Origin of the sequence: Methylomonas montana, assembly GCF_030490285.1 — a bacterium.
Classification (GTDB): Bacteria; Pseudomonadota; Gammaproteobacteria; order Methylococcales; family Methylomonadaceae; genus Methylomonas; species Methylomonas montana.
Genome location: NZ_CP129884.1, coordinates 255805 through 279320 on the forward strand (window position 1 = coordinate 255805; position 23516 = coordinate 279320).

Annotated in this window: 22 protein-coding genes; 15 read left to right on the plus strand and 7 right to left on the minus strand. The window is 56.0% G+C overall.

Going from position 1 to position 23516, the window contains the following annotated elements:
* Positions 1-3: 3 nt before the first annotated feature.
* Positions 4-3054 carry an efflux RND transporter permease subunit gene (locus QZJ86_RS01240; RefSeq protein WP_301935865.1) on the plus strand — a complete coding sequence of 1017 codons (3051 nt, stop codon included), beginning with the start codon at positions 4-6 and terminating at the stop codon, positions 3052-3054.
* Positions 3055-3129: 75 nt separating this feature from the next.
* Here the strand turns inward: QZJ86_RS01240 and crp are convergent, their stop codons facing one another.
* The gene (crp, locus tag QZJ86_RS01245; RefSeq protein ID WP_301935866.1) at positions 3130-3783 is read right to left on the minus strand and encodes a cAMP-activated global transcriptional regulator CRP; all 654 of its coding nucleotides are present in this window, start codon (positions 3781-3783) and stop codon (positions 3130-3132) included.
* Between the two features lie 128 nt (positions 3784-3911).
* On the opposite strand from crp, the gene QZJ86_RS01250 reads away from it, so the two are divergent.
* Positions 3912-4331, plus strand: a complete 420-nt coding sequence (locus QZJ86_RS01250) for an OsmC family protein (protein ID WP_301935867.1) — start codon at positions 3912-3914, stop codon at positions 4329-4331.
* Positions 4332-4335: 4 nt separating this feature from the next.
* A complete protein-coding gene (speD, locus tag QZJ86_RS01255) occupies positions 4336-5115 on the plus strand; it encodes an adenosylmethionine decarboxylase (protein ID WP_455429803.1) in 780 nt (259 codons plus the stop codon).
* 71 nt (positions 5116-5186) lie between these two features.
* Here the strand turns inward: speD and QZJ86_RS01260 are convergent, their stop codons facing one another.
* The 3 genes from QZJ86_RS01260 to apaG all read right to left on the minus strand — a co-directional run bounded on the left by QZJ86_RS01260 (position 5187) and on the right by apaG (position 6816).
* The gene (locus QZJ86_RS01260) at positions 5187-5516 is read right to left on the minus strand and encodes a periplasmic heavy metal sensor (protein ID WP_301935869.1); all 330 of its coding nucleotides are present in this window, start codon (positions 5514-5516) and stop codon (positions 5187-5189) included.
* 95 nt (positions 5517-5611) lie between these two features.
* On the minus strand, positions 5612-6439 hold the full coding sequence (locus QZJ86_RS01265; protein ID WP_301935870.1) for a symmetrical bis(5'-nucleosyl)-tetraphosphatase: 828 nt from the start codon (positions 6437-6439) through the stop codon (positions 5612-5614).
* The gene (gene apaG / locus QZJ86_RS01270; protein ID WP_301935871.1) at positions 6439-6816 is read right to left on the minus strand and encodes a Co2+/Mg2+ efflux protein ApaG; all 378 of its coding nucleotides are present in this window, start codon (positions 6814-6816) and stop codon (positions 6439-6441) included. Before apaG ends, QZJ86_RS01265 begins: the two co-directional genes overlap by 1 nt.
* A 67-nt stretch (positions 6817-6883) precedes the next feature.
* Here apaG and QZJ86_RS01275 point away from each other — a divergent pair, with 67 nt between their 5' ends.
* The 8 genes from QZJ86_RS01275 to QZJ86_RS01310 all read left to right on the plus strand — a co-directional run bounded on the left by QZJ86_RS01275 (position 6884) and on the right by QZJ86_RS01310 (position 14438).
* Entirely contained in the window at positions 6884-7402 is a 519-nt protein-coding gene (locus QZJ86_RS01275) for an ankyrin repeat domain-containing protein (protein WP_301935872.1), read from the plus strand.
* A complete protein-coding gene (mpl, locus tag QZJ86_RS01280) occupies positions 7399-8769 on the plus strand; it encodes a UDP-N-acetylmuramate:L-alanyl-gamma-D-glutamyl-meso-diaminopimelate ligase (RefSeq protein ID WP_301935873.1) in 1371 nt (456 codons plus the stop codon). Before QZJ86_RS01275 ends, mpl begins: the two co-directional genes overlap by 4 nt.
* Before the next feature lie 3 nt (positions 8770-8772).
* The gene (locus tag QZJ86_RS01285; protein ID WP_301935874.1) at positions 8773-9063 is read left to right on the plus strand and encodes a SelT/SelW/SelH family protein; all 291 of its coding nucleotides are present in this window, start codon (positions 8773-8775) and stop codon (positions 9061-9063) included.
* 36 nt (positions 9064-9099) lie between these two features.
* Positions 9100-11061 carry a serine/threonine protein kinase gene (locus QZJ86_RS01290; protein WP_301935875.1) on the plus strand — a complete coding sequence of 654 codons (1962 nt, stop codon included), beginning with the start codon at positions 9100-9102 and terminating at the stop codon, positions 11059-11061.
* A 116-nt stretch (positions 11062-11177) separates the two neighbouring features.
* A complete protein-coding gene (locus tag QZJ86_RS01295; protein WP_301935876.1) occupies positions 11178-12314 on the plus strand; it encodes an efflux RND transporter periplasmic adaptor subunit in 1137 nt (378 codons plus the stop codon).
* On the plus strand, positions 12311-12973 hold the full coding sequence (locus QZJ86_RS01300) for an ABC transporter ATP-binding protein (RefSeq protein WP_301935877.1): 663 nt from the start codon (positions 12311-12313) through the stop codon (positions 12971-12973). The genes QZJ86_RS01295 and QZJ86_RS01300 overlap by 4 nt, the downstream gene beginning before the upstream one ends.
* A 115-nt stretch (positions 12974-13088) precedes the next feature.
* Positions 13089-13502: a DUF7793 family protein gene (locus tag QZJ86_RS01305; protein WP_301935878.1), complete on the plus strand. Its 414-nt coding sequence runs from the start codon at positions 13089-13091 to the stop codon at positions 13500-13502.
* Positions 13503-13538: 36 nt separating this feature from the next.
* Entirely contained in the window at positions 13539-14438 is a 900-nt protein-coding gene (locus QZJ86_RS01310) for a hypothetical protein (RefSeq protein ID WP_301935879.1), read from the plus strand.
* Here QZJ86_RS01310 and QZJ86_RS01315 read toward each other — a convergent pair.
* The 3 genes from QZJ86_RS01315 to QZJ86_RS01325 form a co-directional block, all read right to left on the minus strand.
* Positions 14435-15184, minus strand: coding sequence for a hypothetical protein (locus QZJ86_RS01315; protein ID WP_301935880.1), 750 nt, complete (start codon positions 15182-15184; stop codon positions 14435-14437). The two genes, QZJ86_RS01310 and QZJ86_RS01315, sit on opposite strands and share 4 nt — an antisense overlap.
* A 172-nt stretch (positions 15185-15356) precedes the next feature.
* Positions 15357-16268, minus strand: coding sequence for a DMT family transporter (locus QZJ86_RS01320; RefSeq protein ID WP_301935881.1), 912 nt, complete (start codon positions 16266-16268; stop codon positions 15357-15359).
* A 42-nt stretch (positions 16269-16310) separates the two neighbouring features.
* Positions 16311-17270: a helix-turn-helix transcriptional regulator gene (locus tag QZJ86_RS01325; protein WP_301935882.1), complete on the minus strand. Its 960-nt coding sequence runs from the start codon at positions 17268-17270 to the stop codon at positions 16311-16313.
* A gap of 331 nt (positions 17271-17601) precedes the next feature.
* On the opposite strand from QZJ86_RS01325, the gene QZJ86_RS01330 reads away from it, so the two are divergent.
* The 4 genes from QZJ86_RS01330 (at position 17602) to QZJ86_RS01345 (ending at position 23357) form a co-directional block, all read left to right on the plus strand.
* Positions 17602-19572, plus strand: coding sequence for a TonB-dependent receptor (locus QZJ86_RS01330; RefSeq protein ID WP_301935883.1), 1971 nt, complete (start codon positions 17602-17604; stop codon positions 19570-19572).
* A gap of 67 nt (positions 19573-19639) precedes the next feature.
* Positions 19640-20857: an amidohydrolase family protein gene (locus tag QZJ86_RS01335; protein WP_301935884.1), complete on the plus strand. Its 1218-nt coding sequence runs from the start codon at positions 19640-19642 to the stop codon at positions 20855-20857.
* Between the two features lie 92 nt (positions 20858-20949).
* Entirely contained in the window at positions 20950-22155 is a 1206-nt protein-coding gene (locus tag QZJ86_RS01340; protein WP_301935885.1) for an ABC transporter permease, read from the plus strand.
* 2 nt (positions 22156-22157) lie between these two features.
* A complete protein-coding gene (locus tag QZJ86_RS01345) occupies positions 22158-23357 on the plus strand; it encodes an ABC transporter permease (protein WP_301935886.1) in 1200 nt (399 codons plus the stop codon).
* Positions 23358-23516 lie beyond the last annotated feature (159 nt).

Sequence of the window (23516 nt, forward strand, 5' to 3'; positions counted from 1 at the left end):
GGCATGAGTTTCGCATCTTGGTCGATCCGCAACCCGATTCCGGCGATTTTACTGTTCCTGTTGTTGTCGCTGGCCGGTCTGCGCGGCCTACAGCAGCTATCGATCCAAAGTCTGCCCGATTTGGATCTGCCCGCCGTCATCATCAAACTCAATCAGCCGGGCGCGGCGCCGGGGCAACTCGAAACCGAGGTAGCGCGTAAGGTCGAGGATTCCATCGCCACGCTGTCCGGACTCAAGCATATTCGCACCTCGATTACCGATGGTCTGGTGCAGATCAATGTTGAATTCGTGCTGGAGAAGAAACTCTCCGACGCGCTGATCGAAACCAAAGACGCGGTGGACCGGGTGCGCTCCGATTTGCCGACCAGCGTATTGCAACCTAGTGTCAGCGCGGTGAATGTCGGTGGCGCGCCTATCCTGACCTACGCGATTGCCTCAAGCAAGCTGAACGAGGAAGCCTTGTCCTGGTTGGTGGACGATAGCGTCGCCAAAACATTGCTAGGCGTGGCCGGCGTCGGCCGTTTCGAGCGTCTGGGCGGCGTGCAGCGCGAGATTCAGGTGGAGGTCGATCCGGTGCGGCTGGCCTCGCTGGGCGTTACCGCGACCGATGTCTCCAGGGCCTTGAAGCAGGTGCAGCAGGAGTCTTCCGGCGGGCGCGGTAATTTGGGTCAAGGCGAACAATCCTTGCGGACCCTGGCGACGGTGCGGCAAGCCTCCGAGTTGGCGGCCTTGCCGGTGGCGATAGCCGATGGCCATGAGGTGCGCCTGGATCAGGTCGCCACCGTTCGAGATACCTCCGCCGAACGTACCCAGCTGGCTTTGCTGGACGGCAAGCCGGTGATCGGTTTTAACATTTACCGGGCCAAGGGCTTTGACGAAACCCGCATCGCCGAAGGCGTGGAGCAGGCCTTGCATGACATGCAACAAGCCGATGCCTCGCTGAACTTTACCTTGTTGGCCGGTTCGGTGGCTTATGCGCTGGAACAATATCGCGGCTCGATGAACATGCTCTACGAAGGCGCGTTGCTGGCGGTGTTGGTGGTCTGGTGGTTTCTGCGCGATTGGCGGGCGACGTTGGTGTCGGCATCGGCCTTACCTTTGTCGATACTGCCGACCTTTGCGGCCATGTACTGGCTGGGTTTTTCCTTGAATATGCTGACCATGCTGGCTTTGGCCATCGTGGTGGGGATTCTGGTCGACGATGCCATCGTCGAGATCGAAAATATCGCCAGGCATGTGCGGATGGGCAAGACCATCCGCCAAGCCGCCGCCGAGGCGGTCGACGAAATCGCGCTGGCGGTGATTGCCACGACGATGACGCTGGTGGTGGTGTTCATGCCGACCGCATTGATGAGCGGTATTTCCGGGCTGTTTTTTAGACAATTCGGTTGGACGGCGGTGGTGGCGGTACTGGCGTCCTTGCTGGTGGCGCGTTTGCTGACGCCGATGTTGGCGGCTTATCTGCTCACCGAAGGCCATCATCCGGCCACGATAGACGGCCGTTTGATGCCGGTTTATTTAAAAACCGTGCAATGGACACTGGCGCACCGCAAAGCGACGCTGGCGTTGGCGACGCTGTTTTTTATCGGCGCCTGCGCGATGTTACCCTTGATCCCGGCCGGTTTCGTGCCGCCAGCAGATCGCGGCTACACCACGGTGCATTTCGAGTTGCCGCCGGGCAGCTCGATAAGCGATGCCGAGCGGGTGGCGGAAGCGGCGCGTCAGGTATTGCAGCCGTTGGCGGGGGTCGAGCATTTGTTTACCGCGGTCGGCGCCAGTCAATTGGTCGGCGGCGGCGTTACTCGGCCCGGCGAAGCGCGTAAGGGCGCGCTGACGCTGACGCTGAGCGAGCGCGGTCAACGGCCGGGTCAAACCGAAATCGAACGGACGGTACGGAGGGTATTGCGCGACGTGGCCGGTGCCCGCTTCTCGATCGGCATCGGCGGTCCCGGCGAAAAAATGTCGCTGATCCTGTCCAGCGATAACGCGGTGGCCTTGAAGGCCAGCGCCCAGGCGTTGGAGCGCGAACTGCGCGGCATAGGCGGCTTGAGCAATATTGCCTCCACGGCTAGTCTGGAGCGGCCGGAAATCGTGATTCGGCCGGATTGGCAACGTGCCGCCGAACTGGGTGTCACTGCCGAATTGATCGGCGAAACGGTGCGCATCGCTACCAGTGGCGATTTCGACGCCCAGCTGGCCAAGCTGAATCTGGATAATCGCCAGCTCGGCATTCGGGTGCGGATGGCCGATGCCGCACGCCAGGACTTGCAGGTATTGGCCAATCTGCGCATCAAGAGCCGCCACGGTTTTGTGCCTTTGTCCAGCATCGCCGACGTGTCGCTAGCCAGCGGTTCGGCGCAATTGGACCGTTACGATCGTCGCCGTTACGTCACGATCAATTCCGAGTTGGGCGGGATGTCCTTGGGGAACGCATTGGCCGCCGCCAAGGCCTTGCCGGCGGTGATCAACATGCCGTCCAGCGTGAAGCTGATTCGCACCGGCGACGCCGAAATCATGGGCGAATTGGCCGGTGGCTTTGGCATGGCAATGCTGACCGGCTTGCTGTGCGTGTTCTGCGTGTTGGTGTTGCTGTTTAAGGATTTCTTTCAGCCGCTGACCATCTTGTCGGCGATTCCACTGTCGATGGGTGGTGCGTTTATCGCGTTGCTGCTGACCGGCGGCGATCTGAACATTCCGTCGATGATCGGTTTGATCATGCTGATGGGTATCGTCACCAAAAACTCGATTCTGTTGGTGGAATACGCGTTGCTGGCGATGCGCGAGCAAGGTTTGGCGCAGCATCAGGCGCTGCTGGATGCTTGTCATAAACGGGCCAGGCCGATTGTGATGACCACGGTGGCGATGATAGCCGGCATGCTGCCGATTGCCTTGGGCTGGGGAGCCGATGCCAGTTTCCGGCAACCGATGGCGATTGCGGTGATCGGAGGATTGCTCAGCTCGACGCTGTTGAGTCTGCTAGTCGTGCCGGTGGTATTTACTTATGTGGACGGTCTCCAGCACGGGCTGGGGCGTTGGTTGCATAGGGGAAGATAGCGTGGAGGGACGAACCCCCCTCTGAGCGCGAAAGGGGCGAATCAATTCGCCCCTTTGCGTCGCAAATGTTGGCGGCTAGCGGGTGCCGAACACCACGATGGTTTTGCCGTGGGCGGTAATCAAGCCCTTGTCTTCCAGCTCTTTCAGTACCCGGCCGGCCATTTCCCGAGAACAGCCGACGATGCGGCCGATTTCCTGGCGGGTGATATGCAATTGCATGCCGTCCGGATGGGTGATGGCGTCCGGTTCCTTGGCGAGATCCAACAGGGTGCGGGCGATGCGGCCTTCCACGTCCATGAAGGCCAGGTCGCGGTATTTACGGCTGGTGATCAACAAACGGGTCGATAATTGTTCGCCGAGCACCGTCAGGATTTCGACGGCCTGGTCGCGCAAGTCGGTGTTGAGCAGTAGTTTGAAGCGTTCGTAACCGATTTCCGCCATCTGGCATTTGGTGCGGGTTTTCACCAGTACGCTACGGGTATCGGCGTTTTTGAACACGCCGATCTCGCCGACGAAATCGTGCTTGTTCAAATAGGCCAGGATCAGTTCACGGCCTTCCTCGTCCTCGACGCTGACGCTGACCGAGCCATCGACCACGAACAGCAATTTGTCGCCGACATCGCCGGGCCGAACGATGGTGATTTTGGCTGGATAGCTCCTGACATGGCAGAAGCGCAGAAAGGCGTCCAGGGCAGAGGGTGAAATCTTGTTTTGTTTAACAAAGCTCATAAGTTGTAATAATTCTGTGAACTAGATTGGTTACCTTAATCAAGGTGCAGTAGTTTTGCAAAAAAATCAAGACATTTGACGGGTTCGTTGTAAAATCCGCGCAATTTTGTTTTTGGTTGGAATTCAATATGCACGCAACGATTAAATGGGTCGACGGCAGGCTATTCGTCGGCGAGTCCGGTAGCGGACACACGGTGGTGATGGACGGTCCGCCCGATCACGGCGGCCGTAATCTGGGCGTGCGGCCCATGGAAATGCTGCTGATGGGTATGGGCGGCTGTTCTTCGTTCGACGTGGTGGATATTTTGCAGAAAGGCCGGCACGACATCACCCATTGCACCGCCGAGCTGACCGCAAAGCGGGTAGACGCAGTGCCAGCGGTGTTTGAAAAAATTCATTTGCATTTCAAGGTCACCGGTAAAAATCTGCCGGCGGCGGCGGTAGAACGGGCGGTTAAATTATCCGCCGAGAAATATTGTTCGGCGTCCATCATGTTGGGCAAGGCCGGCGTGGAAATTAGTCACGATTTTGAAGTTATCGAGGGTTGAACGGTTGAGCAAATTACAGTTACACGGGTTTAACAACCTGACCAAATCGCTGAGTTTTAATATCTACGATGTTTGCTATGCGCCGAAAGAGCAGGAAAAAGCCTATATCGAGTATATCGACGAAGCGTATAACGCCAAACGCTTGACCCAGATTTTAAAAGATGTGGCCAATATCATCGGCGCGCAGATTTTGAATATCGCTCACCAGGATTACGACCCGCAGGGCGCCAGCGTGACGATGCTGATATCCGAAGGCGCGGTGATTCCGGCCGGCATGAACTCGGAGTCGCCAGGCCCGTTACCCGACACCATCCTGGCGCATTTGGACAAGAGCCATATCACCGTGCATACCTATCCGGAAAGCCATCCGGATACTGATATTTGTACTTTCCGGGCCGACATCGACGTTTCCACCTGCGGGCAGATTTCGCCGCTGAAAGCCTTGAATTATCTGATTCACAGCTTCGAATCCGACATCGTGATCATGGATTACCGGGTGCGCGGTTTTACCCGTGATGTGACCGGTCAGAAGATTTATATCGATCACAAGATCAACTCGATCCAGAATTACATCGCGGAAAGCACCAAAGAGCTTTACCAGATGATCGATGTGAATGTGTATCAGGAAAACATCTTCCACACCAAGATGATGTTGAAGGAAACCGAACTGGAAAATTATCTGTTTGAAAAGGAAAGTAACTTCAGCGACGACGAGCAGGAAGAAATTCAGGAACAATTGCAGGAAGAAATGGCCGAGATTTTTTACGGCCGGAATTTCTCCTAACCCAGCTTGATGGGCCGGCCATGCCGGCTTGACGGCCTCCGCAGCGAACTCGTTGCGGAGGCCGTTTTTGTTTATGGCGCTGGTTTGCGGTGTTGTTCGCGTCTTTCCTGACGTTGCTCCATATGCTGTTTACGCATCTCGTCCATTTTTTGCATTTGTTCCGGGTTTAACACTTCTTTCATGCGGCTATGCGATTCTTCGTGAATCGCGCGGAATTTTTCGTGTTGTTCCTTAAAAATGGCTTCCAATTTGGTTTTTTGCTCGGGGCTGAGTTTCAGCATCTTGTCCAGATGTTCGAGCTTGTGATCGACCGGTTGGCCGTAGTCGTTTTCGCTGGGATAAGCGAAGGCGGTTAACGGCAGCGCGATAGCGGCGGCGAGAAACAGGGCTTTTCGAATCATGATGGTCTCTTTGAGTGGGGTTGAAAAATACCGGGCAAGAATAGCCGGCGATGGTGCCATTCGATGGATGCCGAAGCGCCGGCAAAGTTCAGCGCTTAATACAGTTTGGGGTTTTGCGTGGGCTGGCAATCGATGCTGAAGCGCTGCGGTGGCACGGACAGGTGCAGAGCGGTCAACTGTCCGCCCCATAGACAGCCGGTATCGATCGAATAGCAGTTATATTCGGCGTAATAGCCCAGCGTCGACCAGTGGCCGAAAATGATACGCATATCCAGGCTTTTTCGGCCAGGGACCGCAAACCAGGGCAGCAAGTGGTTGGGCTGAGTGCCTGGCGCGCCTTTTTGGCTGAAATCCAATACGCCGTCGACACTGCAGTAACGCAGCCGGCTGAAACAATTGACCGCAAAGCGCAGTTTTTCGGTTTTCGGTAGATCGTCGCGCCAGAGCACCGGCTTGTTACCATACATGGAGCGGAAGAATCGTTCGTAATCCTGGCTTTGCATGGCTTGCTCGGTTTCCCTGGCCATTTGTAGCGTGGTTTCGAAATCCCACTGCGGCGGCAAACCGGCGTGCAGCATGCAAAAATCGTCGTTGTAATAAAACAGCCGCTGGTGGCGTAGCCAGTGGATCAACTCATCGCAATCCTCTGCCCGCAAGATCGCGCCCAGTGTATCTTTTTTGCCGGCCTTACCCAACGACACCACGGTGGCGATCAGATGCAGGTCGTGATTGCCCAGCACGGTAATCGCCGCCGAACCCAAACCCTTGACGAAGCGCAGGGTCTCCAGCGATTTCGGGCCGCGGTTGACCAGGTCGCCGGCCAGCCATAATTGATCCTGGTCTGGATCGAATTTGACCAGATCCAGCAGTCGGCGCAGCTCGTCGTAACAGCCCTGAATGTCGCCTATTGCATAAATCGCCATTAGTGCAGCGTTCTGGGTATGGACAGAGTAAATTTGGGAATGGCTGCATTAAAACTTTCGCCGTTGTCGGCCTGCATTTGATATTTGCCCTGCATCACGCCGACCGGGGTTTCTATCATCGCCGCGCTGGTATAGCGGAACGAATCGCCGGGGTTGAGATGCGGGTGTTCGCCGACCACGCCTTCGCCGTTAACCTCCTGAATCTTGCCGTTGGCATCGGTGATCAGCCAATGCCGGGTCAACAATTTGGCCGGCGTGGAGCCGACGTTGGTAATCGTGACGGTATAGGCAAACACATAGCGGTTTTGTTCGGGCGACGATTGGGCCTCGATATAGTAAGGTTGGGCTTCAACTAAAACTTTGTTTTTTTCGCTCATTGATAGATGATGTAAATCGGTATTTGCCTTATTTCAACCCAACTGATACGCAAACGCAAGCAATCCCATGAACAACTCCCGATTTTTGGCCGCCGTGCTGCTGGCCTTGTCCATGCACGCGTTTGCCGAAGATAATAAGGACTTATTCGCCGCGGCGGCGACTGGCAAGCTGGAGCGGGTCGAAGCCTTGCTGGCCCAAGGCTTGGATGTCAACGGCAAGATAGAAACCGACCGCACCGCGTTGATGGCTGCCAGCTTTAACGGCAATTTACGGATAGTCAAGGCCTTGCTGGCCTACGGCGCCGATGTCAACTTGGCCGATAAGTTCGGCTCCACCGCGCTGGCCGATGCGGTGATGTTCGGCAGCACCGACATCGTCAGCGTGCTGATCGCCGCCGGCGCCAACGTCAATGCCGTCGATAGCCAGAGCGTCAAAATCCTCGACAAGGCCAAAAAGCTGGGCCGCGACAACATCGTCAAACTGCTGGAGGCGGCCGGTGCCAAGGGCACGGAAGCCAAGGCCGAAGAAGTGATCCCAACCGAAGAAAAACCCGCCGAAGAAAAACCGGAAGAACCTAAAAAATGAGCCCACAGCAAAAACCTTTACACATTCATATCCTCGGCATCTGCGGCACCTTCATGGGCGGCCTGGCTTTGATCGCCCGCGAGCTGGGCTACACCGTCAGCGGCTCCGACCAGAACGTCTATCCGCCGATGAGCACGCAACTGGAACAGCAAGGCATTCGCCTGATGAACGGCTACAAGGCCGAAAATCTGGACGTTAAACCCGATTTGGTCGTGGTCGGCAACGCGATGTCGCGCGGCAATCCGGAAGTGGAAGCGGTGTTGAATCTGGGCTTGCCATATATCTCCGGCCCGCAATGGTTGGCCGAACACGTGTTGCAACACAAATGGGTGCTGGCGGTGGCCGGCACTCACGGCAAGACTACCACCACCAGCATGCTGAGCTGGGTCTTGGAATTCAACGGCTTCAAACCGGGCTTTCTGATCGGCGGGATTCCTCTGAATTTCGGCATCTCGGCCCGGCTCGGCGAATCGGATTTTTTCGTCATCGAAGCCGACGAATACGACTGCGCCTTTTTCGACAAGCGTTCCAAATTCGTGCATTACCGGCCGCGCACCGCGATCTTGAATAACTTGGAATACGACCACGCCGACATCTTTGAAAACCTCGACGCGATCAAAAAGCAGTTCCACCATCTGGTGCGGACGATACCGAGCGAAGGCTTGATCATCGCTCCGGACTGCGAGCAACATGTCGCGGAAGTGCTGACAATGGGTTGCTGGACGCCGGTGCAGCTTACCGCGATCGACGCCCCGGCACGGTGGCAGGCCGGTTTGGAACAGGCCGACGGTAGCCGGTTTACTGTCAGCTTCGAAGGCCTGCCACAAGGCACGGTCGATTGGAGTCTGACCGGCCGGCATAATGTCTACAATGCCTTGTCGGCGATCGCCGCTGCCCGCCACATTGGCATTGCGCCGGCCGCTGCGATTGCCGCATTGCAACAATTTCAGAACGTCAAACGGCGGATGGAAGTCATCATCAAGCAGGCCGGTGTCACCGTTTACGACGACTTTGCCCATCACCCGACCGCGATCGAGACTACGCTGGACGGCTTACGCAAACAGGTCGGCAACGAAAAAATCCTGGCCATCGTCGAACCGCGTTCCAACACCATGCGTTTGGGGGTGCATACCCAATCCTTGGCCGAATCGCTGGGTCAGGCCGACCGGGCCATTGTTTACCAGCCGGATAATCTGGGCTGGGACTTAAGCCAGCTGCTGAAATATGCCAACAACATTGAGATTTGCAACAATCTGGAAACGATCATCGCCACGATCAAGGCCGAGGCGGGCGGCGTCTGCCATGTGTTGCTGATGAGTAACGGCAGCTTCGGCGGCATTTACCAACGCTTGCGGGACGAGTTATAAACCGTGAGCAACCGCGTCGAAATTCATTACTGCACCCAATGCCGCTGGTTGTTGCGTGCGGCCTGGATGGCTCAGGAATTGTTGAGTACCTTCGAACAAGAGCTGGACGAACTGGCTTTGCAGCCGGGAACCGGCGGCATCTTCGAAGTACGCGCCAATGGCGAGTTGGTTTGGTCGCGCAAGGAGCAAGGCCGCTTCCCGGAAATCACCGAGCTAAAACAACTGGTGCGCGACCGGATCGCCCCTGAGCGCGATCTGGGGCATGCCGATCGCAAACCCAAACCCCAGGTCTGATCCGTTAGGCGGGCGGTCAGGCAGGTTCCCGATCCCATGATGCTCCCGGAAGACGACGCCACCGTCATTAAACCCCAAGACGACCTGACTCGCATCAAGTCCAGGCCCTATCCTCATCCCCTAGCCGACGCACCGGAATGGGTGGGCAGATTCAACGACGATTATTCCTTGCGCGGCGCCGTCGGCGAAGGCGGGGTGGGTCGAGTGTTGCTGGGTTTCGACGAGCGTATCGGCCGCGAGGTGGCGATCAAGGAAATGCTCGATCAGGCCGCTCAGCAGGAGCGGGAACTGAGCGCGCGCTTCCTGCGCGAGGCTCGCATCACCGGCCGCTTGGAGCATCCGGGCATAGTGCCGGTCTACGATCTGGGCATGAAAGACAGCGGGGCGCCGTTTTATGTGATGCGCTTGGTGCGTGGCGACACCTTGGCCAAGCGTCTGAAGGAATGCGAGATGCCTGCCGCCCCGGAGCAAGCGCTTTCGCGGCGCTTGAGCCTGCTGGATAGACTGATCGACGTTTGCGAGGCGCTGGCCTATGCGCATTCCAAGGGCGTGATTCATCGCGACATCAAACCCGGCAATATCGTGCTGGGGCCGTTCGGCGAAACCATCGTCCTCGATTGGGGTTTGGCCAAGGTCGAAAACGAAGCCGACTTAGCGCCCATGATGCCGGCCCAGCAAGACGCCGACGCCGACCTGACCCGCATCGGCGATATTCTCGGCACGCCGGCCTATATGGCGCCGGAGCAGGCTAACCCTGCCTTCGGCGAGGTGGACGCCCGGTCCGACGTGTTTGCGCTGGGCTGCATACTGTATTACCTGCTGCGCGGTTATCCGCCCTTGCGCGGCAGCGCCGACGACATTCTGACGCAACTGAGTTCGCCGGCGCCGCTGCCGTCGGCCCGCGATCCCAAATTGCCGGCGCCGCCGGAATTGATCGCTATTTGCGACAAAGCCTTGGACAAGGACAAGTCGCGACGCTTCCCGGACGCCGCCGCGCTGGCCGACGAATTACGCGCCTATCGCGACGGCCGCTTGGTCAGCGCTTATGCGTATTCCCGCAGCGAATTGCTGCGTCGCTTCATGGCCCGTAACAAAACGATTTTGACGGCATCGGCCGCGGTATTGCTCGCTATCCTGGTGGGTGCCGGACTGGCGTTTAAGTTCGGAGTAGAGGCCCATCAAGCCCGTAAACTAGCCGTGGCGGAAGGCGAAATGGTCAAGTTGGAAAAGCAGCGCGTGGAAACCGCATTGGCCGATGTCACTCGCATTTCCAATCAAAACCTGAATGACGCCGACGAAGCTGCCGCTACCATTCGGGCAAGTATGGCCGAGTTGACAGCCGGCATCGAGCAAGCTGCCGCGACGCTGCGAACCGGCGTCGAGCTTTCCGCGACCGGCCCCTTGCTGGATAGCTTGCTGCAACGCTATCCGCGCGTCGAGAGCTTTGCGACCACCCGTGCGCCAGGCCGGATTGTCGCGGTTGCTCCCGCTAAATACCGGCAAGCCGTTGGCGCCGATACCTCGCAACTGGAGCATAACCGTTTGGTATTGGAGCGCGGCGTACCCATCCTTAGCCGGGTGTATCAAGCGCCGGAAGGCTTCGCCGCCGTCACGCTGGTGGTGCCGATCAAGCAGGGCAATGCCATTCCCGGTTTCATTTCTGTTCGGCTCAAGGCCGCCGAGTTTCTGGGCGGATTGTTGGCGGCCGGCACTCAGACCGCGACACGCATGGTTTGGGTGGTGCAAGACGACGGACTGATTCTGTACGATACCGATCCGAGCGAAATCGGCCTGAACTTGTTTCGCGAGGAACGCTTCGCGCAGATTCCGGAATTACGGCAGCTTTCGCAGCAAATTTCCCAGCAGGATGCCGGGGTGGGTTATTACCAGAGTCCGGCTGTCGGCCAAGCGGCGCCATCACGGCGGATTGCCTCCTGGGTGATGCTGCATCCGGCGGAAAATCGGGCGTGGAAGGCGGTGGTGTTGGAAGTTTGGTAGGTAGCTTGGCTTATTTCACGACAACGACATCTCGTTCAATAACGACTTACCCTTTGAAAATCCCCATACACGATGTAGGCTAACTGATAAAGCCTAATTCAACCTGCAAACAGCCTATGAACCACAAAACCCTGATGATCGTTAGCGTGCTGACAATAGCCGGCGTAATGTTTATCTACAGCCGCCGTCCGCAGCCTATCGAAGTGGAGGCTTATACCCTGACCGAGGGCGAGGTGCGGACCAGTGTGGCGAATACTCGGGTGGGTACCATCAAAGCTTGCCGGCGGGCTTATTTGGCGCCTGCGACCGGCGGACAGGTTGCCAGTTTGTTGGTCAAGGAAGGCGATAAGGTCAAGCAAGGCCAGGTGCTGCTGGAAGTCTGGAATCAGGATTTGAAAGCGCAAGTCGGCTTGCAAAAAGCCCAAATCGCTGCCCACCGGGCCAGCGCCGAACAGGCTTGCCAATTGGCCGGCGGCGCCGAACGGGAAGCGGCGCGGATGTCGAAATTACAGAAACGCGATCACGTGGTTTCCGAGGAGCAGGTGGATAAATCGGTGACCGGCGGTAAATCGCAACGGGCCGCGTGTCGGGCGGCATTGCAAAACATCGCGGTGGCGGAAGCGCAATTGGCTGTCGCCGACGCAGCAGTGCAGCGCACCCTGGTCAAAGCGCCGTTCGACGGCACGGTTGCCGAGGTCAATGCCGAATTGGGCGAGTTCGTCACGCCCTCTCCGCCGGGTATTCCGACCCTGCCGCCCATCGATTTGCTGGACGTCAGCTGCCTGACCGTGTCCGCGCCCATTGACGAAGTGGATGCGGCCTCGATCAAAACCGGCATGAGCGCGTGCGTGTCGCTGGACGCCTTTCCGGATAAACGCTGTTCCGGTATCGTCACCCGCATCGCGCCGTATGTGCTGGAAAAGGAAAAACAGGCGCGTACCGTGGAAGTAGAAGTGACGTTGCGCGACCCCAAGGATTTGGCGGAATTATTGCCCGGTTACAGCGCCGACATCGAAGTGCTGTTGACCAGCAAGGAAAAAGCCTTGCGGCTGCCGGCCGAAGCGATACTGGAAAATCATCGGGTACTGCTGATAGATGAGGATAATGTATTGCATGAACAAGGCTTTCAAGCAGGTTTGTCCAATTGGAGTTTCACCGAAGTTGTGAGTGGGTTAAAGGCCGGCGACAGAGTGGTGTTATCGGTCGGCAAGGAGGGCGTGGCGGTCGGCGCGACGGTGCGGTTCAAACCATGATACGGCTCATCGGTATTCATCGGTATTTTAAGGTCGGTGAGCAAATCGTCAAAGCGCTGAACGGCATCGATCTGGCCATCGGCCGAGGCGAATACGTGTCGGTAATGGGGCCATCGGGTTCCGGTAAATCGACCTTGCTGAATATCATCGCTTTGCTGGATCAACCCTCGGCAGGCAGTTACGTGTTGAACGGCAAGGACGTTACCAGGCAAAGCGACGACGAATTGGCGAAAATCCGCCGCGACAATATCGGTTTCGTGTTCCAGTTTTTTCATTTGATCCCGCGCCTGACCGCCGCCGAAAATATCGAAATGCCGATGATCTTGGCTGGCATCGACAGCAAACAACGCCAACTAAGGGTAGAGCAGGCTCTGGCTTCGGTGAATCTGCTGGATAGGGCCGAACATAAGCCCAATCAACTGTCCGGCGGCCAATTGCAACGCATCGCCATTGCCCGGGCGATGGTCATGCAGCCGGCCATCCTGCTGGCCGACGAGCCGACCGGTAATCTGGATAGCAAAGCCGGTCAGGACATTATTGATTTGCTGGAAAGCTTGCACCAGCAAGGGGTGACGCTCATCATCATTACCCACGACCGCAGCATAGGCGAGCGTGCTAGCCGGCAAATCAGGATCGTTGACGGCCAAATCGCCGTTTAGCCTCGACGTGGCAAAGGGATTAAATCGGCTGACAGACATAATCTTGTCGTTAGACCTTTGCCGGCATTGTGGCATACTGTCGAAGAAACCAAAGCACTAGCCGGGCGGGGGAGTTATGGAGCGGCACCGATTAAGTTTTTGCAATGCGATCAAGCTGGATGACAATTTAGCGGAATTTATCGTCGACGAGGGCGTGGAGTTCAATCAGGCGCGGGTGGACGAATACCACGCCTGGATAGAAGCTAATTTACAGAGCCCCTATCTGGTCCTGGTGCACAAGTTGAACGCCTATCACTACGATTTTACCGCGCAACGAAAAGTCGGTACTTTGCCTGGCATTAAGGCGGTGGCTTTCGTGGTGTACAGCAACATCAGCAAAATGGTTACCCAAGTGATGTTGTCGATGCCCAGAGACGCCGAATGGGCTTACCGTATCTTCGATAATCGCGACGCGGCGCTCAGTTGGCTGGAGAGTCAACGTTTTCTAACCGAAAATATTAATGCCGATGGCCGGTCTACACTTCTGTAGAATGGTGCCCATTCTAATGCCTTGGCGGGTTTCATCATGACGCAGTCCAATTATCGATCTATCTTTAGTGCTGCCAACGCCAGACAACGACAGGATAATTTTGCCGACTATTGGGTGTTTACTCAGCAACATGGCGGCGAATTATTGGAGGCGGAGCAGGATTTGGCGAAGAAGCGCGCGCGTTTGCAACACTTTCAAAACAATCCGGTGCATTTGCGTAAACCGTTGCCTGACCCGGAAGCCTTCTACCGCAATTATGTGACGCTAGTCGATGATCCTCAGTCACTGGATCGCTTGACCTTGCTGCTCTGCGCAATCTATAAATTTGCCCGCCACGAGTGGGTCGGTATCAAGGGCGCTTGGGATGTGGTGCCGGATATGGCGCATTCTCACGCCCTGGAAGACAAGATTTCCAGAATCCACCTAGCCGAAGAATTTTGCCATGTCCGTCTGTTTGACGAGATGCTGAAGACCTGCGGATTGGACGACGTGGTTTGGCAACCGTTAACGCCGTTCAAGGAAATGATTTACCGGCAGTTCCCCAAGGTGCCGGGGTTTTTGATGGATACGCCGGCTTTCGTCACCGAATTGATGGGCGTCAGTTTTTACTGCCATCTTTACAAAGTGTTCGACGAGGTCTTAGCCGACGAGCCGGAAGTTCTGGAGCGCCTGAAAGCCTTGCTGGATGAAATCACGATAGACGAAGTGGCTCATGTCGGGCAGCGCCGTAATTTCATTGGGGCTGTCGGCATCAAAATCGCCCGCTATTTGGTGAAACCGTTTTATACGATGTTTTTCCAGGATATTCCGGAAGTGGCCAAATTGTTCGATGTCAACCAAATGATCGCCGATGGCGAAGCGTTCGATTTTAATCGGCTGCCCGACTATATAATCACCCGCAGCTGGATACCTTCCTATTGCAAGGTTGCGGCTTAAGCCAGCGGTCCGCGCTTGAGCGGCGGCCACTTCAACGGCAGCCACATCTGGTACAAGCTGAGCAACACTTGAAAATTCAAGGACAAACCCATCAGTGCCCCGCTGAGCACCAATAAATAAGCAAAAGACGGGGTTTCGCGGGTCAAATACCAGGCCAGGATGTCGGTCAACATACTCAAAAAAGGCATGCCGATGGTCAAGCGCTTCAGCCATACCGGTATTTCGCACAGCACGAACAGTTTGCCGACCATATACAGAATAAAGGCAATGCCGAATAAATGGATATGCGATACCCGGACCAAGGACGGAATCGAGGCGCCGCGGTCGGCTTCGGTCAGTTTCACCACCTGCTCGTAGCTGGTCAGCGGCGGGACTTTCATGCCGCTGGCCGGCGAATGGCAGATTTGGCAATCGCGTTGCAGAATCGGCGCTACCTGCGCTTCGTAAATGGCTTGCTGGGCGCCGGATTCGATCCAATCCAGAATCACCGCTTTGTCGGCCGCCGATTTTAGATTGCCGGCCATCGGCCCGTTAATGGCCGCCGCCAACCGGGTTTGGTCTGAGCTGCCATGATAGGCGATGGCAATATCGGTAACCGATATGCCGGGATTGCCGTCGTGGCCTTGGTGGGAAAAATAGATTTGCCCCAGCGAAAACAAATAACCGAGGGCAATACTGATTAAAAACAGGCTGTTGAGTATGCGTTCCGAAATGGAGATGTCGCTGAAGCGTTGGCAGCTGCGCATAAGGCACCTCATGGTTTCCGTAGATAGTTTATACGCAGCAAAATATATGCCTCGATGCCAAGCCAGTCATGACAAGGGTTAGGCTGAAAACGGCGAGGAAATAATCAATCGAGATGGTGCGTGGCGCACCGCTGTGGCGCAAAGCCAACAATTTTTGCCAAATTCGCAGCGCTTAGCGCAAAAACGGCAACAGCACCCCAAATACCAAAATCAACGCTGCGCCCAGTAAGGCGGTTTGGGCGGGAATCCGCTCGAACAGGGCGATACTCCAGGCCAGACTCAAAACCGGCGTCAAGTAAGCAATCGAGCTGACCAGCGCCGCCGGCGCGGTTTGATAGGCGCGGGTCATGAAATGCTGGGCGCCGCTGCCGAACAAGCCAATCAACATTAACAATCCCCAGCTTTCCGGACTGCCGGGCAAGCGATAACCGAATTGTGCGAAATACAAGGCATGCACGGCCAAGCCGACCAGGCAAAAATAGAAGATAACGGTTTGCGGCGCATTGCTGCGCCCGGCGCGCGCCACCATCAGATAGGCCAGGGCCGATAGCAATCCCGACAATAAGGCCATGGCCTGAGCCAGCAGATTGTGGCTATCGCGAATATCGAATAGCAAGGATACGCCGCTGAACGAGCCGATGATGGCCAGCCAGGCCAGCAGCGAGTTTTTCTGGTTCAGTACCAACGGCCCCAACAGCACCACAAACACGCCGCTGCTGGCGGTGAGGAAAGCGCTCTCGCCGGGACCGATGCGGGTGATCGCCGCGAACGACAGCATCAAGGCCGTGCTGCCGAACAAGCCGCGCAGCCATAACGACGGGCGGCCGTCGCCGAACAGTTCGACCAGTTGGCCGCCGATCATGGCTGGGATCACTAAAATCAGTAAATTGGCCAGGATGCGAATAAAGCTCACCACGCTGGCCGGCAAGCCGGTGTCGAACAAGCCTATCGCATAAACGCCGGCGTTCATCACCGAAAACAATAGACAGGCGATCAGCATGTCTATCAAACCGCGACGGCTGCGTGTGTGGTCGGAAATAGGAAGCGGAGGCGCTATTGCCGGTTTATCGGGGGTATCTGGCACGGTTCCTGGGACGATGGTGTGGACGCCGCCCAAATCGCTTCGCTAGGATTTGTGGCGCTTGGCAATACTGCTGGGAGAAATTCCAAAATATTTGCTAAATGCGGCGCTGAAATTACTGGCGTGATTATATCCGACATAATCCGCAGCCACATCAATTTGACAGCTGCTGGTTTCCAACAGCCGATAAGCATTGTCCATTCTGATCGCCAGCAATAATCCGTATGGCGTGGTATTAAAATAATGGTGAAACAATTGTTTTAATTTAAATTGATTAGTGCCGACCCGCTTTGATAATGCCGAAACCGAGGGCGGGTTTTTAAACTCGTTGATTAAAATACTACGTGCGGCGTGGGCAATATCTTGATCTTTTTGATGGAATATCGATGCGTTTTCCTGATTGTCTCGCCATAAATGACTGAGCTCGGTAGCTAATATCGACATGGCTTGACCATGCATAAACAAGCGTTTGACCGAAGCGTCCACGTCGCAAGCTAATAACTGCCGGGTCGCGATTAACGCGGTATTTGAAATAGGCCGGTGGCTTAATAAACGAATACTGTTTTTATTAAAAAATCGCGCCGAATTTTTTTCGCCAAAATATCGATCCAACCAAGTTTTACCCAAGGAAAAACGCACTTGCGCCATGTCATTTTGGGCTTGGTACTGGCGTTCGCCGACGCTGGCATGAAAGGCGGTGATCGAGGTATAGCCCTCATTAAAAATAATTTCATGACCTTGTTTATCGACGAAACGCGATTGGCCCTTCATGCCTAGAGTCACGACCAGGCGCGGCTCCGGCTGATCCATGCGCGTCAAGACTGCCAGGTCTTGGCTGGGTTGGTAGTGGGTTTCGATGTAATTCAGATCGGTATCGAGCTGAAACATTGCCGAGTGCCCCTGGCCCAGTTCGTCCGGTAGCGATTGTTTCAGACAATCCGCCAACTGTTGCGACGGTAAATCGTCGTTTTTGATGCGCCAGCGTCCCGCCGCTTTTAGATTCATCGCAATCTCTGTGTCGTGATAAAAGCCGAGCTAAATTTAAACTGTGTTATTTCACGCAATTAATAAGCCATTAAAACATTCGCCTAATTTTAACTCGCTGATAATTGAATGGTTTATGAAAATATCGTTCGATTATTTAAATAAGATAATCTGCTATCGGCAGTTATCAGCGCTACTTATAGCATAAAAAATATTACCTTTGGCATATGAAAGTCAGCGAGGTGCAAGTAGGCAATTCGCTAAAATCATCGGCGTCAAAAACGTTCTTCTTATTCGGGAAAGCTCGATTCGGATAGCGTTTTATTTTTGCCGAATGTTTATTGGAATTGTCATGAAATACGCTCCGCAACCATTGCTCGTTTCTCTCGCCCTGCTTCAGGTCAGCGCCGCCGTGTTGGCTGACACCAAGCCCGAAGAACTCGACGCCACCGAGGTGGTCGCCAGTCCGATTATCGAAGAAAACCATCTGGACGAATTTTCCGAAGTGTCGGCGCTGGTCACCGAAGAGCAAATCCGCGATCAAAATGCTTTGGATCTGGCATCCGTGCTGAAAAGAACGCCCGGTGTGCAGATCTCGCGCTATAACCCGGTTGGCGCATTTGGCGGCGACCAAGGCGGCGCGGTGTCGATTCGGGGCCAGGGCACCGGCAGGCCGGGTAGCGAGATTAAAACCTATATCGACGATATTCCGATGTATATGGCGACCTGGAATCATCCGCTATTGGATTTACTGCCGGTCAACGGCATGCAGTCGATCACCGTCTACAAAGGCCCGCAACCGCATATCAACGGCAATAACTTTGGCTCTATCAATCTGCAAACCAAGACTGCCGTCGAGGATGGTATACACGGCAGCGGCCGTTTATCCGGCGGGTTTTTCGGTACGATCACCGAACAAGCCGATGTACAGGGCAAATACGGCGATTTCGATTTCTCGCTGGCGCAAGGCTACGCCAAGTCCGACGGCCACCGCGAGAACGGTTTTGGCGAGTTGAGAAATGTGATGGGCAAGGCCGGTTATCAAATCAATCCGAATTGGCGCTCAGACGTAACGTTTTTGTATGCCGACAACAAAGCTGGCGACCCCGGCCAATATGGCGTCACTCCGCCGATTGGCGAATACGATACGACCGCGGGCATGGTTGGCGCCAGCGTCAGCCACGAACACGGCGACTGGCAAGGTAAATTTACGATTTACCATAATGGCGGCGACGGCGATTGGCTGAATCAAAATACTTATTTCACCGGCTTTGCCGACAGCCGGTCGAATCTGTTAAGCCAATACAGCATGGATGGCTTTCGCTGGAAGGAACAATTTTCGCCTTGGCAGGGCGGCACGATACTCGCCGGCATCGATAACGAATGGCTGAACGGTAAAGTGACTAACTTGGGAGCGCAAACCAATCATCAGGTTTATCAATTCGCGACGCCGACCTTCAGGCTAACCAGCCCTTATTTGGCACTGAATCACGAGTTTGCGTTGAATAAAGATTGGGTGATGATCCCGTCGATGGGTGTGCGTTTTTACGATCATAGTCATTACCAATCCAAAGCCTCACCGCATGCAGGTCTGTCTTTTGTTTCCAAGGATTTGACCTTGTACGGCAATGTGTCCAATGGCGTCAATTACCCTGGTATCGATGCCGCCGCCAATGCCGGGGCATTATCCAATGTGCCACTCAATATGTTTTCCGGCGGCTTTTTGCCGAATTTTTCAGCCAACGGCTGGCAAAATTTATCGCCCGAAAACGTCGATCACGCCGAAGTGGGTTTGAAAGCCTCGCCGTTTAAAACCACGCAAATCGACTTGAGTTTCTTCATCGACAATGTCAAAAACCGTTACGTGTTCGATTTAACCCAAGGCTCTTATCTCAACTACGGCTCATACTGGATGCGCGGTTTGGAAGCATCCGTGAAACAAGAGTTGATAGCCGACTGGACTCTGTTTGCAGGACTGACGCTGCTGAATCCGAGCATTCCGAATTTGCCGTACACGCCGGAACAGGCCGTCACCGCCGGCATCAACGGCCCGATCGGTCCGTTGCGCTTCTCGTTCGATCTGCAATATCAATCCCGGACCTGGGCGTTGAATCGGGCCCGCAATGTCGCCGAGGTGAATAACCAACGTGTCGAGGCGTTTACCGTGGCCAATACCCGGCTGGCTTACCCGATCCCGGAGTTAGGCAAAAAAGGCGAAGTGTTTGTCAGCGTGGAAAACTTGTTCGATAAACGCTATGTGTATCGCCCCGGTTATCAAATGCCGGGTATTTGGGGGCAGATCGGTATTGCCGCAAGCTTTTAAGCGATTCAATCCACCCAAACTCAGCTGTGCCGGTGAAAGCCGGCGCTGCTTTTTTGCAAAAAACGCCATGAACACCCAATCCAGTTTTAAGCGTTGCCTCCGATTGCTATCGATTCTGGCACTGACATTACCGGCCAGCGCTGCCTTCCCCCAGGAGCTACCGTTGCTCATCGCGGCCGCGCGGGTTTTCGACGGGTACGCGATCAGAAACGATGCGGCGGTGCTGATTACCGACGGCAAAATAGCCAGGATAGACAGTCGAGAAGCTTTTAAAGAGGTCGATGTCGACACGCACGATCTAGGCGATGCCACGCTGCTGCCGGGCTTCATCGAGTTACATGCTCATCTGACCTATCAACACGTCCCGGCGGATACGGTGCTGCGTCACGGCATCACCACGGTGCGCGACGTCGGCGGGCCGCTGCATCAGCCGTACGGCGGCGACGGCAATTTACGCTTGCTGACCTCCGGGCCGATTCTCACCGCACCGGCCGGCTATCCGATACCCAGTCTGGGCGAAACCGATATTGCTTTACCGGTGGCCAACGAACAGCAGGCGCGGGAAGCGGTGCGTAAACTGGTAGCCGGTGGCGCGGCGGTGATAAAAGTCGCGCTGGAACCCGGTGGCGAAGCCGGCGCACCGTGGTCGGGAGGGCATGCGCATAGCCATGCGCATCAGCATGGACATGATGTTGCACCAGCGCCCGCAAGTTGGCCGCTATTGCCGGTAAACGTCGTCAAAGCCATCGTCGACGAAGCGCATTTGCTGGGCCGCAAAGTCAGCGCCCATCTCGCCGAGCCAAAAGGCGCACAACTGGCGTTGGATGCCGGCATCGACGAATGGGCGCACACGCCGTGCGAGGCATTGCCCGACGCGCAACTGCAGCGAGCCGTGGCGCAACAAGTTAGAATCGTCAGCACGATAGACACGCTATCCAAATGCCCCGGTGTAATTGGCAACATCCAGCGTTTGGCAGCGCTGAATGCCGATTTTTTGTACGGCGCCGAAATCGCTCATCCCGACATCCCTTGGGGCATAGACGGCCAGGAATTGCTATATTTGCAACACCTGGCCGGCATGGCGCCGCTGGAGGTAATCCGTACCGCAACCTCAAAAGCCGGCCAGCATCTGAATATCCCCTTGCTCGGCACCTTGCTGCCCGGCGCGCCGGCGGATTTGATCGCGGTAAAGGGCGATCCGACCCAAAAGCTTAAATTGTTGGAATATCCGGATTTGGTGATGTCAGGCGGTAAATTAGTGATCAACCACTTCGTAGCAAGGTAAATCTCGTCCCGCTTGGAGCAGTTAGCATTTTGGTGCTGGGTATTGTCGCCGGTTCCGGCTAAACTGCCGGTTAATCTTGCTATCCAATCGCCATGCTCAGCAAAGATCTACTCCTTCAGGCCGGCAAAGCCATCCAGACCCAGCCGCTACGCGCCGCGCTGATTATTTTGGCGATGAGCATCGGCGTGGCTTCCGTGAACGTGTTGACTGCGTTGGGCGACAGCGCCCGCAATTATGTGGTGCATGAATTCGAATCGCTGGGCACCCATCTGGTCATCGTGCTGCCCGGCCGCACCGAAACCACTGGCGGCCATCCGCCGCTGTTCGGCGAAACGCCGCGTGATTTGACGCTGGACGATGCCGCCGCCTTGTTCCGCAGCAAACAAGTCGCGGCAATAGCGCCGGTCAGCATCGGCTCGGCGCCGGTGTCCGTCGGCGGTCTGGAGCGGGAAACCAATGTGATGGGCTCCACGCATGCTTTGCTACGTGTACGGCATTTAACGATGGCCCAAGGCCAATTTCTGCCGGAAGCCGACGCCGACAAGGAAAGCTCGGTTTGCGTGATCGGCAAAACCATCAGCGAAGAACTGTTCGCGCACCAGCAAGCGGTCGGCCAATGGCTACGCATCAACGACCGGCGTTTTCGGGTGATTGGTGTGTTGGCCAAGGAAGGCCAATCGATAGGCACCGGTTTCGACGAGTTGATCATCGTGCCGGTGGCGTCCGCGCAGGCCTTGTTCGACAGCCATTCGCTGTTTCGGATTTTGCTTGAGGCGCATTCGGAAGCGGCCATGTATAAGGCCGTCGATGAGGTTCGCGACATCATCAAGCTACGCCACGAAGGCGAGGACGACGTAACGGTGATTACCCAGGACAGTGTGGTCAACACCTTCGACAAAATCCTCACCGCGCTGACATTCACGGTGGCCGGTATCGCCGCGGTCAGTCTGGCGGTGGCCGGGGTGTTGGTGATGAATGTGATGCTGGTCAGCGTCAGTCAGCGCACCGCGGAGATTGGCTTGCTGAAAGCGCTAGGTGCCACGCAAGGCCAGTTGCAACGCTGGTTTTTATGCGAAGCCGCCTTACTTTCCCTGGCCGGGGCGCTGGTCGGCAGCGTGATCGGCCAGTTCGGCATTCTGGTTTTGCAGTGGCTGTACCCGAATTTCCCGGTCGCGCTGCCGGTTTGGGCTCGGCTATCGGCCTTGGCGGTGGCGTTGGCCACCGGTTTGCTCTTCGGGGTATTGCCGGCTCGCAAGGCGGCGCGGCTGGACCCGGTCGCGGCATTGGCCAGGCGCTAACGATGAACTGGCTGGATCTAGCTAAACTGGCGCTGAGCAGCATTACCAGTCACAAACAGCGCTCGTTACTCACCGCGCTGGGGCTAATCATCGGCATTGCCGCCGTGGTGATTTTGACCTCCATCGGCCGCGGCATCCATCGTTTCGTATTGGCTGAGTTTACCCAGTTCGGCACGCATTTGATCGCGGTCTATCCTGGCAAGACCACCACTTTTGGTTTATCCGGCGCGACGATCAGCACGGTGCGGCCCTTGTCCGCCGCCGACGCCGCCAGCCTGGAAAATCTGGATCATGTGTTGGCAGCGATGCCTATGATACAGGGCAATGCCCGGATCGAAGCCGGCAACAAACAGCGCCGCGCCAATGTATTTGGAGTTGGTGCGGCCTTGCCGCTGGTCTGGCAGCTTAAAGTCGATAGCGGCCGCTTTTTACCCAACGACGGCCTGGACAACCCGCGCGCTTTCGCGGTGTTGGGCAGCAAAATGCGCGCAGAATTATTCGGCAATGCCAGCCCTTTGGGTCAGCGCATCCGCATCGGCAGCGACCGTTTCCGGGTGATTGGCGTGATGCAGGCTAAAGGCCAGATGCTGGGCTTTGATCTGGACGATACGGTGTTTATCGCCAGCGGCAAGGCAATGGAAATGTTCGACCGCCAGAGTTTGATGGAAATCGATTTGCTGTACAGCAGCGAAACCAGCGCGGAAAGCGTGGAGCAAGCCATCAAGCGCCGCTTGATCGCCCGCCACGGCGCCGAGGATTTTACGATTATTACCCAAAACCAGATGCTGGAAAAAATGGATTCGGTATTGAGCGTTTTGACCTTGGCCGTGGCGGCGTTGGGTAGCATCTCGTTGCTGGTCGGTTCGGTCGGCATCCTGACCATCATGACCATCGCCGTATCGGAACGGGTGTCGGAGATTGGTCTGCTGCGGGCCATCGGAGCGGAACGCGGCGTGGTGTTTCGCTTGTTTCTGGGCGAAGCCTTACTGTTAAGTTTGGCTGGCGGCGCGGGCGGGGTAATGCTGGGCATAGCCTTGGTGCAGCTCGCCGCCGCTTTCGTTCCGGCTTTGCCGGTACAATTGGCGTGGAGCTATATTGTGGCCGCGTTTGCGATTTCCTTAGGCATAGGCGTCGCGGCCGGCGTGGCACCAGCCATCAAAGCCGCCAGATTGAATCCCTTGGAGGCTTTGCGGGCGGAGTGAGCCGCTTGGTAGTTGCATATCGTTGAGCTTCCTCTCTCAGTCTCAGGCGAGAGTTTTTTGTCATTTGACGATACGGTCGCTCAAATCGGCACATCGATTTGTAGTGCAAAACCAGGTGTTTCGCGGTTTGGTTTTGCTGGAGGGAACTGGCCGGGGGGA